At 52.6% G+C, this 538-nt stretch carries 1 rRNA gene; it reads left to right on the top strand.

Annotated elements, in window-relative coordinates:
- A 23S ribosomal RNA gene (locus KQ878_RS03710) occupies positions 1–538 on the top strand; the annotation flags it as partial.

Here is a 538-nt window from a genome sequence, read left to right as displayed (position 1 = left end):
GGGTAGTTTGACTGGGGCGGTCGCCTCCTAAAGAGTAACGGAGGCGTTCAAAGGTACACTCAATACGGTCAGAAACCGTATGCAGAGCGCAAAGGTAGAAGTGTGCTTGACTGTGAGACTTACAAGTCGAGCAGGTGCGAAAGCAGGACTTAGTGATCCGGCTGTACATTGTGGAATGGCAGTCGCTCAACGGATAAAAGTTACCCTGGGGATAACAGGCTTATCTTGCCCAAGAGATCACATCGACGGCAAGGTTTGGCACCTCGATGTCGGCTCATCGCATCCTGGAGCTGGAGTCGGTTCCAAGGGTTGGGCTGTTCGCCCATTAAAGCGGTACGCGAGCTGGGTTCAGAACGTCGTGAGACAGTTCGGTCCCTATCTGATGTGGGCGTTGGAATATTGATGAGAGCCGTTTTTAGTACGAGAGGACCGAAACGGACGTACCACTGGTGTTCCAGTTGTTCCGCCAGGAGCATAGCTGGGTAGCTAAGTACGGAAAGGATAACCGCTGAAAGCATCTAAGTGGGAAGCCTCCTCA

This window comes from Mycoplasma zalophidermidis, from assembly GCF_018913985.1.
GTDB classification, from domain to species: Bacteria; Bacillota_I; Bacilli_A; order Mycoplasmatales; family Metamycoplasmataceae; genus Mycoplasmopsis; species Mycoplasmopsis zalophidermidis.
Note: the sequence above shows the minus strand (reverse complement) of the source record. Positions and strands in the feature narration are given on the sequence as shown.